The organism is Paenibacillus lautus, from assembly GCF_050482385.1.
Lineage (GTDB): Bacteria > Bacillota > Bacilli > Paenibacillales > Paenibacillaceae > Paenibacillus_AQ > Paenibacillus_AQ lautus_B.
Genome location: NZ_JBCNHV010000019.1, coordinates 194,527 through 208,625, shown reverse-complemented (window position 1 = coordinate 208,625; position 14,099 = coordinate 194,527). Strand labels below are relative to the sequence as shown.

General features: G+C 45.2%; 11 protein-coding genes. 9 read left to right on the top strand and 2 right to left on the bottom strand.

The window, feature by feature from the left end; all coding sequences use genetic code 11:
- Positions 1-165 precede the first annotated feature (165 nt).
- From ABEW73_RS23595 to ABEW73_RS23585, 3 genes are all read left to right on the top strand, one after another.
- Entirely contained in the window at positions 166-1,539 is a 1,374-nt protein-coding gene (locus tag ABEW73_RS23595) for a helix-turn-helix domain-containing protein (protein WP_430173330.1), read from the top strand.
- Positions 1,540-1,936: 397 nt separating this feature from the next.
- Positions 1,937-2,398, top strand: a complete 462-nt coding sequence (locus ABEW73_RS23590) for a MarR family winged helix-turn-helix transcriptional regulator (protein WP_430173328.1) — start codon at positions 1,937-1,939, stop codon at positions 2,396-2,398.
- A 1-nt stretch (position 2,399) separates the two neighbouring features.
- Positions 2,400-3,902 (top strand): IMP dehydrogenase, encoded by a 1,503-nt coding sequence (locus tag ABEW73_RS23585; RefSeq protein WP_430173326.1) that lies wholly within the window; start codon positions 2,400-2,402, stop codon positions 3,900-3,902.
- A gap of 269 nt (positions 3,903-4,171) precedes the next feature.
- Here the strand turns inward: ABEW73_RS23585 and ABEW73_RS23580 are convergent, their stop codons facing one another.
- Positions 4,172-4,723: a TetR/AcrR family transcriptional regulator gene (locus ABEW73_RS23580; RefSeq protein ID WP_430173324.1), complete on the bottom strand. Its 552-nt coding sequence runs from the start codon at positions 4,721-4,723 to the stop codon at positions 4,172-4,174.
- Between the two features lie 147 nt (positions 4,724-4,870).
- Between ABEW73_RS23580 and ABEW73_RS23575 the strand changes: the two genes are divergently transcribed.
- A complete protein-coding gene (locus ABEW73_RS23575) occupies positions 4,871-5,794 on the top strand; it encodes a ketopantoate reductase family protein (protein ID WP_430173322.1) in 924 nt (307 codons plus the stop codon).
- Positions 5,795-5,958: 164 nt separating this feature from the next.
- On the opposite strand, the gene ABEW73_RS23570 is transcribed toward ABEW73_RS23575, so the two are convergent.
- Positions 5,959-6,564, bottom strand: coding sequence for an SGNH/GDSL hydrolase family protein (locus ABEW73_RS23570; RefSeq protein WP_430173320.1), 606 nt, complete (start codon positions 6,562-6,564; stop codon positions 5,959-5,961).
- Positions 6,565-6,909: 345 nt separating this feature from the next.
- Between ABEW73_RS23570 and ABEW73_RS23565 the strand changes: the two genes are divergently transcribed.
- The 5 genes from ABEW73_RS23565 (at position 6,910) to ABEW73_RS23545 (ending at position 14,059) form a co-directional block, all read left to right on the top strand.
- Entirely contained in the window at positions 6,910-8,721 is a 1,812-nt protein-coding gene (locus ABEW73_RS23565; RefSeq protein WP_430173318.1) for an alpha-L-fucosidase, read from the top strand.
- Between the two features lie 51 nt (positions 8,722-8,772).
- Positions 8,773-9,756: a glycoside hydrolase family protein gene (locus tag ABEW73_RS23560; RefSeq protein ID WP_430173316.1), complete on the top strand. Its 984-nt coding sequence runs from the start codon at positions 8,773-8,775 to the stop codon at positions 9,754-9,756.
- Positions 9,757-10,497: 741 nt separating this feature from the next.
- Positions 10,498-11,448: an ABC transporter permease gene (locus tag ABEW73_RS23555; protein WP_098742239.1), complete on the top strand. Its 951-nt coding sequence runs from the start codon at positions 10,498-10,500 to the stop codon at positions 11,446-11,448.
- A 16-nt stretch (positions 11,449-11,464) separates the two neighbouring features.
- Positions 11,465-12,337 carry a carbohydrate ABC transporter permease gene (locus tag ABEW73_RS23550; protein ID WP_430168265.1) on the top strand — a complete coding sequence of 291 codons (873 nt, stop codon included), beginning with the start codon at positions 11,465-11,467 and terminating at the stop codon, positions 12,335-12,337.
- A gap of 141 nt (positions 12,338-12,478) precedes the next feature.
- Entirely contained in the window at positions 12,479-14,059 is a 1,581-nt protein-coding gene (locus ABEW73_RS23545) for an extracellular solute-binding protein (protein WP_430168268.1), read from the top strand.
- Positions 14,060-14,099: the final 40 nt, after the last annotated feature.

Here is a 14,099-nt window from a genome sequence, read left to right as displayed (position 1 = left end):
ATGGCGTGTGATTACAAAGGTATTCTTTTAGCAAAGTGAGTTATGTGTGCAATACAACTTTAAGCATTAATTGACAGGTGTTAGACTCATTTATACTATTACTATAGAGTCATACTAAATTATGGATGTTCGGTATGCGGATATTCTTATTGGAGGTTGTTTGAATTGATACATACAACCACGATACGATCAGAATTGGATTTTCACCTGAAAAAGACGGGATTAACTATAAATCAATTTGCAGAACTATCAAAAATTAACTCAGGGACGTTAAGCACTATTATTAAGGGGGTACGCCCCATTGCTATGCAGCAATTAGATCGTATGGTATCGGCGATGGGACTTCCCGAAGGCAGCTTTTATGAGCTGTATGCGGATGAATGTTTTGCTTATCCGCTGAATTGGCGAAGACTAAAGCCGTTTTTGTACCGCTGTGCCGAACTGGATAAGTTGGAGTTAATTCAGAAGGTTGTTCGATACATGACGGATAACCTAGCTTATGTGCCGATGCTTTTTGACACAGCCGAGGCTTTGTTTAATCAGGGTAAAATTTTAGCTGCCGCAATTATTTACGAATCAGTAGCCGAGAGTGAGAAATATCAACATTCTGAACGGTTAGCCCTGTGCCATTACCGACTGTTTACAATCTCATTAGGTCATGACCAGGAAAAAAATCTTCGGGCAGCCACCAAATTTGAAGGATTTGTCGAACGTTTAGATGAAGTGGATCAGCTTGATGCACTAAAAGATTTGGCCAATGTATACTGCTCTCTGCGCCATTGGAGTAAGGTTGATATGTTGGCTAAAGAGATGGGACGAAAGGCAAAGATTCAATATGCTTTTAAATATGGGAAGGATGGCATTCGCTATTATCATGATAAAGAGCCCCAAAAGCCCTTGTTTTTATATATCATTTATTCATATTTGATGCGTTCGGCTGTTTGTGATGAGCGTGGTGATTATGAGCAGGCATTACGATATGTGGCGTTGTATTCTGACTTGAGCTGGGTTAAAGAGGACTCGGAAGAAGCGCTTGCAATTAAAGATAATTTTAAAATCTGGGCTATAGCGAATACATATTTATATAAGGTAATGATGGGTGATTTTGAAATTATTGCCGAATATGTAGAATTTATTGAAACGAAAGAAGATGAAATCCTGCCTGCGTTAACCAAGATTGTTCAAGCTGCAAATCGTTTTCATTTCAATATAGATCATGTTTTACTAAAGTTTGAAGATCATATTTTATCATTAAATCAAAAGGACGGCGGTACATATAATTATTTAGTAAGGGCAGAACGATATGTGCGATTTCGGGCTGAACTGTCACGTTATTATTTTATAAAAGGAAGATATGATGAGGGAGCTAAAAGTGCTTTAGATGGGTTGGAATCCGCTATTGAAATCCGCAATGAAAATGCGACACTGAAATGTGTGAAATTATTTGAACAATTCAGACACGCAGTATCTGATGAAGTTCAGCAACGATACAATAATTTATGGGAACAGTTGGAGTATCGTGGTCTTTGCGGTTGGTAATTCCCATGAGGTAATATGTTGGATACAGGAGAGTAACTGAACTAAAAGCACATGAATGATTCAATGGATGATTATAAAACCCAAGTATTAACAGGGATCGCCCTCGTAATGCTTGGATTTTTTTAGCTCATTATATCAGCGGCTTCTCCAACTGTTCTTGCACCCAGATAGGATCATATTCATTGGTCCAACCTTTAAAGAATATGTAAAGTAACGACAGAGAGATTGCAATAATAAATTGTAGTCTCTTTGTTGATCTAAACCGCAATGGAGAGGCTCTCTGCGCTAACGGGCAGTTTTTTATTGGGTTAGTCGGTTTCTATTTCGGATACTTGACAAAAGGTAACTGGTTAGATATTTTAATACATAACCAGTTACCTTTTTTGGAGGTGGAAAAATGAAATTTCCAATCGAAAAAGAAATCACACCTAAAGCATATGTTTATGGATCAATTTTCACATTGTCTAACCGTTTGCAACTTTTAGGCGATAGAAGATATAAGGAGCTTTCATTAAAACAAGCTTTTGTGTTGTGGAATATTTCTCTTTATGACGATTACTCTCTTAACCTAAAAGATATTGCTCAAAATGTCGGTACTTCGAGTCAGAATGTGAAAAAAATAATAAACATTCTTGAGAAAAAAGGTTTTGTGAAAGTAGGAAAAGATGAAACTGACAGAAGGAGTTTGCGTGTTGCTTTAACAGCTAAAGGTAAAGAGTATTACTTGGAAAGAAGTAAGAAGGAAGAACAGTATATGGAGGAGTTATTTACTGATTTTGATGATGAAATGCTTATGGGATTGTATCAAGGTCTATATAAACTTATGGAAAAAACAGCTCAAGAACAAGGGGGAAAATAATATGGCAGTTTATACGAATGAAGTATCTCGCACCTTTGGTGAGTATTTACTAATACCAGGTTACTCATCTGTAGAGTGTATACCGACAAATGTTAGTTTACAAACACCATTAGTAAAATTTAAAAAAGGAAATAAACCTCCTATGTCTTTGAATATTCCTATGACATCTGCAATTATGCAGTCTGTTTCTGATGATACAATGGCAATATCTTTAGCCAAAGAAGGTGGACTTTCTTTTATTTACGGATCACAATCTATTGAAAGTCAGGCACAAATGGTTACTCGTGTTAAAAGTTATAGAGCTGGTTTTGTTGTTAGTGATTCTAACATATCTCCTGAAGGTACTTTAGACGAACTGTTAATGTTAAAGAAGAAGACAAATCATTCAACTGTAGCAGTAACAATTGATGGAAGTTCTAGAGGTAAATTAGTAGGCATTGTAACTAGCAGAGATTATCGAGTTAGTCGGATGACCTTAGACACTAAAATTAAAGATTTTATGACACCATTCGAAGACTTAATCTGTGGGAATAAAGATACCACATTAAAAGAAGCAAATAATATTATATGGGAGCACAAATTAAATTGCCTTCCAATCATTGATGGTGAACAAAGATTGATTTCTATGGTATTTCGAAAAGATTACAATACGAATAAGAAAAATGAGAATGAGTTGGTTGATGAATCAAAAAGATATATGGTTGGTGCAGGCATTAATACTAGAGATTATGCTGAACGAATTCCAGCATTGCTTCAAGCTGGAGTAGATGTTCTTTGTATTGACAGTTCCGAAGGATTTACAGAATGGCAAAAGATTGTTCTTGAATACATCCGGGAGAATTATGGTGATTCCGTAAAAGTTGGGGCAGGAAATATAGTTGATAAAGAAGGTTTCCGTTTCCTTGCCGAAGCTGGTGCCGATTTTGTAAAAGTAGGAATTGGCGGCGGTGCAATTTGTATTACACGAGAACAAAAGGGCATAGGGAGAGGTCAAGCTACCGCAATAATTGAGGTAGCGAAGGCTCGTGATGAATATTTTAATGAGACAGGAATCTATGTACCAATTTGTTCTGATGGAGGTATTGTACACGATTATCACATTACATTGGCACTAGCTATGGGAGCAGATTTTCTAATGTTAGGAAGATATTTTGCCCGATTTGATGAAAGCCCCACTAAAAAAGTGAATATAAACGGTAATTATATGAAGGAGTATTGGGGAGAAGGAAGTACAAGGGCAAAAAATTGGCAGAGATATGATTTAGGCGGTGACGAAAAACTTTCTTTTGAAGAAGGAGTTGATTCGTTTGTACCATATGCAGGACGTTTAGAAGATAATGTTGGACTTTCTTTAAGCAAAGTACGTTCAACAATGTGTAATTGTGGTTACCTGACAATTCCTGAACTACAAAAAAATGCTAAGATAACCTTAGTTTCTTCTACAAGTATTGTTGAGGGTAGTGCACACGATGTTCTACTTAAAGATAGTCGTCAGATATTGTAACAAATCATTGTTAGCGAATCCCTTCACTGGATATATTAGATTATTTATATAAATGAAATGTAGCTTTAGTATGTTAAGGAACTGTGATTACAGTTCCTTTTTCTTTGATGAGGAACAGTCCAGACTTTCAGATTTTGAGAAGGAGAGAAATTAAGTCGGTGAGTTTTATGGAGAAACTGGTTTTTAATAGGCTGCGTTTCCGGAATAGTAGCGGGCTTACTACTGTTTGAGTCTGGTTATTACCTATGGATTTGGTTTAAATGACAGACTCATTCTTTAAAATAGGGCGTAATCCCTCTTGAATATAGGTTCTCCACTAACTTGAAAAATTCTTCTGACGATAAATCCTTTTGACGCTGGAGCCAAAGGCGAAATAAAGAAAGGGAAGTTGTCAGGTAAAACTCAATGAAGTATGGCGTTAAGGAATGGTTTTGCGGAACGTTTAATTCTAATTGATCCAAAGTGATTTCTTTTTTTAAGCGTTTTAAAAAACGGGTACTTCCATAATCACCCAAAAGGGCATTGAGAACCAGGAGATGTTCTCTTTTGTCCAGACAATAGAGCGTATCTTGAACCGTATGCATCGATAGCTCTTTATTCGCCAATTCTTTTTTCATGTCATTCAATAAGTCATTTTCAACAGAGTCTAACAATTCGTAAATGTCAGTAAAGTATTGATAAAAGGTGCTGCGGTTATATCCAGACTTATTCGCAATTTCCTGAACCGAAATTTTCTCAATCGGCTTTTGGCTATATAACTCACAAAAAACTTCTACAAACTTTTGTCTTGTTTTCTCCGTTATTTGGGGTTGCTTTTTCATGTTTCCCTCCTACTATCGAATAAGAATATCATCCGACAAATACTTAAATACTGATGGTTGATCAAGGAATAATAAAGATTTACAATCACATCATACAACATGTTGTCGGATGATCAAAAGAAAATGTTAATAAGTAGGGGTGGTTTTATGTCAGCAAAACAAGATAGAATTTTAATTTTTGGTGCAGGTGTCATCGGGAGCATGTACGCAATTAAGTTTATTGAAGCAGGGTTTGACGTTACCCTGTTTGCACATTCTAATAGATTTAAATCATTAAGAGAACATGGCCTGCAATATAAAGAAAAAGGTACAGTTAGATCGATACAAGTGAATGTCATTGATACGCTCGAAAATGACGATGTATACGATTTTATTTTCGTTACCGTTCGTTATGATCGGTCCGAATCAGCGTTGTTAGCGCTAAAAGATAATCAAAGCAAAAATATAGTTACGATGACTAGTAATTCAATTGGATTTTCTTCGTGGCTGGATATCGTAGGGGATAGACTTTTACCCGCTTTTCCCGGCTTCGGCGGACAGATTAAAGATGGAGTATTGCACGCTCGATTTCTACCAAAGATTATAGCGGCAACTGCATTTGGAGAAATTAATGGTGTAGTGACAGAACGCATAGAAAACCTCGCAAAATTATTTAAAACAGCAAAGCTTCCCTACGTTATTAAAAAGGATATGCAAGCGTATCTAATCACACATTCTGTATCAGACATTGCCATGTTGAGCGTTTTGCAATCTGAGAATAAGATCATTGACAAAAAAACAGTCAGAACCAGAAAGACGGCACGCAAAATAACAGTCACTTTAAAAGCGTATCTAAGGGCAATACAAAAAGCTGGCGTTTCCATTGATCCACCCATGCTTAAAATAGTGCTTAACTTTCCAAACTTATTTTTGGATCTTTTCTTTATGGCATGGCTACGAACTAAAATGGTTAGCGATATGATGTTGCCGGATTATGCGAATAATGCTAACCATGAGATTATGCAGCTGAGTCATGATTTAATGAAATTTTTAAGTCAAAATAATATCAAATCGGGAATACCTGTCCAGTAATTGGGCTGATGCCCGCATAAACGGAGTTACAATCAGCCAACATAAACCGCCTATTTGCAATTGCCAGCGTAGGAATCATTCGATCACTCCCCTCCGCTCAGTGTTTAACTATAGTGTCCCGTTAGTTTAATGATTTCTATTCCAACGATCAACATCTTATGTTGCTACAACCAAGTCTTAACGATTTCGGTAAGCGTAATTTTAGTCGAGCCCTCGTCCGAAGGGTGAATTCCATCCGGAATAAGCCGGTCGAATTCGGCGGGGTTTTCGTCTAACAATCTCCGCCAAACCGGGTAATGGTCTATGAGCAAAAGTCCGCGCTTGCGAGCGGCATCTCTATACACTTGATAATATTGCTCAATCTGAGGACGGATTTCCAGGTGTTCCCGAACCGGTGGATTCATGGTCATTAACAGAATTTCGCAATACTTGTTGGCAGCGTGAACTCGATCGATAAGGGCATTCAGGTTTTCACCGCATTTCGTAACACTCGTCTGATAAGGCAAGTATGAGTCGTTTATGGCGAATTCCAGAAAAACGGCATCGGGAGCGAGAGCGATTACACGTTCCTCCAAATTTTTAAGTCCCCAGCCCGACCATTGTGCAGCTTTGGCGCTGTTGGTCAATTTAACTTGCCCTGGAAACTGGCGATCCAGAATTTCCTTTAATCCGCTGACCCAAGCGCCGCCTTCGGTTAGGCTGGTTCCATAAACGACGATGTGCTGATGTTTGCCGTTTTCCAAGTTGCTGATTGTTGCCGATAGGCTCATACTGCTCATCCTTCCATTTCTGATTTAGATAAAAACAGTTTTTTGCTTATTCTATTCGCCCTTGAGCTACGCAATCCTGCCCATTAGTTAAGTAGAGAAAAGGCTGCCATGCGGCAGCCCTAATGTATTTGATTTATGCGACCCTTTAGCTTTGAAATCATGTTGGCTATTCATAACAGAGGTGATTTTTTGACATAGGTTAGGCAAAGCAAATGGCTGCTTTATTCGATCACCTCAACAAAACACAACCCCAACTCAAAAAAACAAAGAGACTGCACCAGCGTACCTTCTATAATGGAGGTTATTAGACTGTCGGACCGCTGACGGGCGTAAGGAGGGATAAACATGAAGCGGGATGAATACATGGACGGGGCAGGACTGGAGCAGGAAAGGTCGAATGCTCTCATAAGCGATAAGAAGGTAACCGACTATGATCGTGACCGTCGGATAGCCTGGTGGAGGGAAGCACGCTTTGGGCTATTTGTGCATTGGGGGCCTTATTCGATGCTGGGCGGGGTGTGGAACGGTGAACGGGTGGATGCCAATTATGCGGAGCATATCCAGTTAAGGGGAAAGATTCCGGTGGCTGAGTATGCGGAGGCCGCAGCCGGGATGAACCCGGAGGCTTTTGATGCGCATGAATGGGTGGCACTGGCCAAGCGGTCTGGGGCAAAATATGTTATCGTGACGGCCAAGCATCATGATGGGTTTGCGATGTATGATTCCAAGGTCAGCGATTATTCGATTACTCGTCACGCCCATTTTCTAAGTGATCCCATCAAGGAGCTGGCAGAGGCCTGCCAAGCTGAGGGGATTCGCCTTGGGATCTATTACTCCCATGCCATGGACTGGCATCACCCGGATTCGCAGGGGAACACGCTGGATTACCCGGGGAATATTGGCGCGTGGGATCTGTTGGAGGAATGGATCGAATATGATGATAAGCGGGAGCGGTTTGAGCGTTACCTTGACGAGAAAGCTCTTCCTCAAGTAGAGGAGCTCCTGACCGATTATGGTCCAATTGGGTTGATGTGGTTTGATTGCGGTCATAAGATCAGCGACGAGCACGCCGTGTGGTTCCATGATCTGGTACGTCGGCTGCAGCCGGACTGCTTGATTAACAAGCGGCTTCGAGATGACCGATTTGCGGATTACGGCAATCCGCATGATAACCAGCTCCGGTTCCATCCGGTGCAGCAGGACTGGGAGTCGATTCATACGCTGAATGATTCCTGGGGGTTCCGATATGACGATGACCATTGGAAGAGTCCGGATGAATTAATCGAACAGCTCCTGCGCGTGGCAGCCACGAACGGCAATCTGGTGCTGAATGTCGGGCCGCTCGGAAATGGGACGATTGACGATACGTCAAGAAGTCTGCTGGAGACGGTGGGCAGCTTCTTGGAACGGAACGGCGAGGCGATATACGGTACGAGCGGCAGTCCGATCGGTACGCCGCAGTGGGGTTATTGCACATGGAAGCCGGAGGAGAATCTCTTGTACTTACTGGTGAGAGATTGGCCGCAGGATGGTTTATTGGTACTCCCTGGTCTCGCTAGTAAAGTTCAATATGCCAGGCCTATTGGAACGATAGCGAAGGAGGACAATCTGCCGATCCGACAGCTTGGGCCATGGGATTGGCAAATTGATGTGCGTTCGGTGCCTCAGGACGCCTATGCGACGGTGATCCAGCTGAAGCTGGATGGAGCGCTGGAGACGAATCTGGCTCCAAGGTTTATATCTCAAATGCCGAATACGTTCTGGGCATATGATGGTGTTATCGAGGGCGATGGCCTGCGATACGATAACGGAAAACGCGGTCATGACGGCGTTACCGGCTGGACTGCTCCCAATGCGGCTGTGCAATGGACGTTCCGTTCGGAGGAAGAAGTGCCCGTCCAGTGCCGAGTCATCGTTACCTTGTCTGCTGGAGCGGATCAGGCAGGAGGACGTTATGAGCTGGCCCTGGATGGACAGACGATGACTTGTACCGCTTACGATACGGGTGGGGACGGATGCTGGGGAGAATTCGAAATCGGTCAACTGACCATTCTCTCGGCAGGCATACATCGTCTTGAAGTACGGGGACTATCGCTGGTTTCCGATTCTTTAATGAATCTGCGCAAGGTTACGCTACTGCCAATGGAGAGAGAGTGATAATTGATGAAAATCGTATTTGATCCTGCACCGGTTGCAGGAGGCTTTCGAATGCCGGGGTATTGGATATGGTGCGGCAGCGTTATCAAGGGTGAGGACGGCCGGTACCATATGTTTGCTTCGCGCTGGCCTACATCCTTGCCCATGCATCCCGGCTGGCTTGCGGCCTCGGAGATCGTCCGAGCGGTCTCCGACCATCCGGCCGGACCGTACGTATACGAGGAGACGGTACTTGGGGCCAGATCCCCGGCCTATTGGGACGGATGCAGTGTGCACAACCCGCATATCGTGAAGGTTGAGGGCGCGTACGTCCTCTATTATATGGGTACGACGTTTCCGTTTCCGCTGCCTGAAGAAGGGGAGCCGCTGCTTCCGAATGATCCGCTCGTCGTGGTTGCCAGGGCGAACAAACGGGTCGGGGTTGCAACCGCTCCTTCCATAACCGGGCCTTGGACACGGAGGGATCATCCGGTACTGCTGACCCGCCCGAATCATTTTGACAGCTTCTTGGTGTCCAATCCGGCCCCCTGTGTTCATGAGGACGGTTCGGTGAAGCTCATCTATAAATCTCGTCCCTATGAAGGGCATTCCTATGGCAACATGCAGTTGGGCTTAGCCTGCGCTGAATCGGTATACGGCCCTTATGCCCGGAAGCCTGAACCGCTGTTTCCCCCAGCCATTCATATTGAAGATCCCTTCATTTGGCGTACGGCACGCGGATACGAGATGATTGCCAAGGACATGGACGGCTCTATCTGCGGGGAGCGCTATAGTGGAGTCCATGCGTGGTCAGCGAACGGGGAAGAGTGGAAGATGACAACCAAGCCTGGGGAACCCGTGTACTCTCGCAGAGTACGGTGGGATGATGGCACGGAGCGGTTGATGGGTAACCTCGAACGGCCGTTTTTGCTCATGGAGGACGGTCGTCCGGCCTGGATGTTTGCTGCGACTTCGGACGGGAGCCGCGGGTTTTACGATTGTACGGAGACCTGGAACATGGCGATTCCGATTCGGGAGATCACGGAGAACGACTAAGGCGAACCTGTTACCGATGCAAGGGATATGGATGTTATCCTACGAAGCCGCACGGTGCATCGGGAGTAGTAAGCGCGGGGAGTCATTGCAAAGATCGTTCTCCGCGGACACAGTAGGCCTGTGTTCATTTCTCCCATAAGCCCTTTCTGCTTACCATGGCCGGATAGACCATGCTAGCAGAAGGGCTTTTTTCTTTATTCCGCCTCCAATCCCCCATTTTAAAATGCGTGTTCAAAAAGGCCGATTTTCAGCACCGAAGCTTATGCTTCCGATGTGCGTTTTTTCAAAACGCTTCAGTTGGTTGAAGCTAGGGACGTCAGGAGCAGAGCTACACGTTTTCGCAGAAAACGCCTTCGAAAGCATCTGCTGTTTTGGGTACGTGAGCACCTAAGATGTTTCCGCAGGGAAACATGACTTCGAAAGCATCCGCTTAGTCCCGGCTGAATTCAAGATTCGATACCGAGCTGCTTTCTGATTCGCTTCGTGTTAGATTAGATATAGAATTTATGAGTTATCAGTGGAACTGATGAAATTCTATATCGCAAGAAAACCTACCTATACATCGCGGTCGCTCATCCTTGAAGTGGCCTCGATAGAGGTTTTCTTATCAAAAGCGGACTTTTTGAATAACCTCTTATACATATCGTAAAAAAACACATCGACAAACAAATGCCGCCATTGTTGGCGAGGCCCTCCGCTTATACGATGAATACGAAGGAAAACTTACAACGGGAGGTCCTTATGGCGAACATCAACCCAAGCACGCGGCTAACACCGTCAGCGCGGAGCCGGGAATGGTTATCCAGCTTTCGCAAGTACAAGGCGATATACCTCATCTCGATTCCGGGCATCCTCTATTTTCTGGTATTTAAATATGTCCCTTTATTCGGCAGCGCCATGGCTTTTCAGGAGTACAACTTATTCAAAGGCATATGGGAGAGCCCATGGGTGGGGCTGGATCAGTTCTACCGCATGTTTCAGTACGAGGAGTTTCTGCGGATCTTCTGGAACACCCTGCTGATCGGGATGTACAGCATTGTGTTCGCTTTTCCAATTCCGATTATTCTGGCCCTGCTGTTGAACGAGATTCGTCTCGTCCTGTACAAGCGGGTGCTGCAAACGGTCATCTACATGCCTCACTTTCTGTCCTGGGTCATTATCGGGGGGATTGCGGTAGGCATTCTATCTCCGACCACGGGCATCATGAATCAGATTCTGATGTGGGTGGGACTCGAACCGATTTACTTCCTTGGCGAGGAAAGCTATATTCGCAGCATTCTGATCGGCTCCGGCATTTGGAAGGAAGCGGGCTGGGGAACGATTATTTACCTGGCGGCGCTGGCCGGGATCAACCCGGACCTATATGAAGCTGCACGCGTAGACGGCGCAAACCGGTGGCGACAGACTCTGGCGATAACGATTCCGTCGATTCTGCCCACGATCATGATTCTGTTCCTGCTGAACATCGGCAATTTCCTGGATTTCGGGTTCGAGCGGGTGTTTGTGTTCCTGAATGCCTTGAACGAGAATAAGGGCGACATTCTAGATACGTACATTTACCGCGTCGGTTTGCTCGGACAGCAGTACAGCTACACCACAGCCATCGGGCTGTTTAAATCTCTCATCGGGCTGCTACTCATTGTGGGCGGAAACGCCATAAGCCGCAAAACGACCGGAAATTCCTTATACTAGGCAGGTGACCGAAAACATGATAAAAAGATCAAAAGGTGAATCCGTATTCGAAATTTTCAACTTTATCTTCCTGGCCGCTGTGTCGGCCGCCATGATATTCCCGATTCTGCACGTTGCGGCACAATCGCTCAGCAGTGATGTGGCCATTTCACGGGGAGACGTTGGCCTGTGGCCGATTGAGTTTACGCTCTCCAACTATGCAATCGTCTTGAACGATACTTCCGTATGGCGTTCCTTTCTGATCAGCGTATTCGTGACTGTCGTGGGGACCGGGATCAACCTGATTGCAACGGCCTCGCTGGCCTATCCGCTGTCGCGCAATGAATATCGGGGACGAAAAGTCATCCTCATGCTCGTGCTGGTTACTTTTATCTTCAGCGCGCCCCTGATCCCGAATTATCTGCTCATTAAATCGCTGAACATGCTGGATACCGTATGGGCCTTGATTATTCCGGGCGCGATCAGCGCGTACAACCTGTTTATTATGCGCTCCTTCTTCATGAATTTGCCGAACGAAATTATTGATTCGGCCCGGATCGATGGGTGCGGGGAGCTGCGGATCATATCGAGCATTGTGCTGCCTTTGTCCAAGCCGGTTATGGCGACGATGGGGTTGTTCTACGCCGTTGCGCATTGGAATTCATACTCGTCCGCTCTATACTATATCAATAGCCGTCAGCTATTTCCGCTCCAGGTTCGTCTAAGAGAGATCGTCATTACCGATCAGATGGGAGAGATGGACACCACGTTTGAGAATCTGGCGAACATGTCCCCGGAGGGCATCAAGATGGCCACGATTGTGATCGCTACGCTGCCGATCATCCTGGTCTACCCGTTCCTGCAGAAATATTTTATTAAGGGCATGCTCATCGGTTCGATCAAATCCTGATCGTAAAAGAACACAATCCCATAATAAGAACGCCAATACTGCATATGAGGGTTATGAGCTACGATGAAATGGATTTAACGAAAGCGCTTACCTCACGAATGAGCCACTTGTCTACTTTATTGTGAAAAAGGGGAGAGGTTGATGAAAAAAAGTTGGACGGTCTTATTGATCAGCGTCATGATGATGTCACTGCTCGCGGGATGCGGGGGGAAACCGGAAGAAGGAACTGTCAGTCCAAAGCCGGAAGAAACGAAGCAAGGTATAGACCCCAACAAGCTGGCCTTCTCGATTTCTTTCTCCACGGGCGGCAACACCTACATCGAGTCGTCACCCGATATCAATAAGGACAAATGGGTGCTGAAGCTGGAGGAGATGACCAACACGGATCTCGATATCCGCTTGATGTCCCACAAGGAATTTGATCAGAAGATGAGTCTGATGTTTGCAGGCAACGAAATTCCGGACGTTGTGGGAAATATGCGGGGAGGTCCAACAACAGGGTCTATGTCAGGCTCGGTCGAAGCCGGGGTGTTCATGCCACTGGATGATCTCCTCAAGGAGCATGCTCCGAATTTGATGAAAATGGTCACTCCGGCCGCGTGGGAGGAAGTATCCTATAACGGCAAAATCTACGGCATCCCGGCTTGGCTGGAAAATCCGTCGCGCCGCGCCACATTCATTCGCACGGATCTCATGGAGAAGGCCGGGATCAAGGAAGCGCCCAAAACCGTCGAAGAGTACCTGGATATGCTGCGTGCCTTTAAGAAACTGGGTGTAGAGCATCCATACCAGTACCGTGAGGGCTTTAAATATGCGGATACCTTCCTTGGGGCATACGATGTGCTGCCGTTCCAGTTCATGGAGTTGAATGGGGAGGTCGTACCGAAGTTCTTTGATGTCGAGAACATGACCAAGGCGCTCCAGACATATAAGACGATGTACGATGAAGGGCTGATCCCGAAGGATTTCGCTTCCCTGTCCCAGGAGGATTACGGCCGGAACATCAACTCCGGCAAATCCGGGATGTGGGCGTCCAACGGCGAGGGGCTGATCGGGTTCCGCACCAAGCTGAAGGAAGTGGATCCTTCGATGAAGGTGGATATTTACCCATCCCCGACCGGACCGGACGGCAAGGGCGGACTCGGCTTATACAGCTCGGTATCGACTACGTACTATATCAATAGCAAGGTGGGAAAAGAGAAAGCCATCGAAATCATTAAATTACTGGATTGGATGCTGACGGAGGAAGCCGATATGTTCTTCTCCTTCGGGATTGAAGGCGAGAATTACACGATGGAGAACGGGAATGTCAACTATAAGTGGCCTGTGACGAAGCAAGAGGTTGATGAGGCGGGCTTCCGGGCCAACCAGCTGTGGTTCGTGCATGAGCTGACCTACAATAAGAAGCAGACAGCCCTTACCGAGGATGGCCAGGACGTGATCAAGGCTTTCAGCGACGTGCTGAGCAATGAAGGCCGCGGCGGCATTACGTTCATGGCGAATCTGAACAGCTTCTCCAAGTTCCCGGATCTGGCTTCGACTGGAGATACGGGACCTAAATTCATCCTGGACAGCATGGTGAAAATGATCTACGGCAAGCAGCCGATCTCCGATTGGCCGAAGGTGCTGGAGGAATACCGGGCCAAGGGCGGGGATGAGATCATCAAGGAAGCGACGGAGCGCTGGAAGAACAAGGAGAATGTCGTAGACCGTACGAGATAACATCCAAGATAGGAAGTAGGGCATCTCCTGTTTGTTCCTT